General features: G+C 43.7%; 1 tRNA gene and 1 rRNA gene. Both read left to right on the forward strand.

Annotated elements, in window-relative coordinates:
- Positions 1-86: 86 nt before the first annotated feature.
- A tRNA-Ala gene (locus DW251_RS17765) sits at positions 87-159 on the forward strand.
- A gap of 258 nt (positions 160-417) precedes the next feature.
- Positions 418-645: ribosomal RNA gene (locus DW251_RS17770) — 23S ribosomal RNA — on the forward strand; the annotation flags it as partial.

A 645-nucleotide genomic window follows, 5' to 3' on the forward strand; every position in this document is an offset into this window, starting at 1 on the left:
ACTTAAGCCCACTTGAGTTGAAAAACTCATACAAATGAATACAGGGATTGCTTTTTGAAAAACAAAAAGGAAGACCCGCATCCAATGGGGGTGTAGCTCAGTTGGGAGAGCACCTGCCTTGCAAGCAGGGGGTCAAGAGTTCGAATCTCTCCATCTCCATTGGCCGAAAGGCCGTTCGCAAAACTTAACGAGGTCTTTTCGAGTTTAGTTGAACGAACATACATTAAATACGTACCTTGAAAACCGCATATTGAATAGAAATGATTGATTATTCAATTGAATATCAAGACATCCGAGGCCATATAGCCGAAAGGTTATATGGAAAACAATACAACAAATTTTGTAAACAACCCAGACCAAAGATGCAACGCTATGCATCTGAGATGAGTAATCCGCTCCCGCGAATGAAAATCGTTTGGTCAAGCTAATAAGAGCGCAGGGTGGATGCCTTGGCACTAAGAGCCGATGAAAGACGTGATAAGCTGCGAAAAGCTTCGGGGAGGAGCAAATATCCTTTGATCCGGAGATATCTGAATGGGGAAACCCGGCTGAGTAACCCTCAGTCACCATAACGTAAATACATAGCGTTATGGAGGGAACCCGGTGAACTGAAACATCTAAGTAGCCGGAGGAAGAGAAAGAAAC

It is taken from the genome of Clostridium sp. AM22-11AC (genome assembly GCF_003473545.1).
Taxonomy (GTDB): Bacteria; Bacillota; Clostridia; order Lachnospirales; family Lachnospiraceae; genus Enterocloster.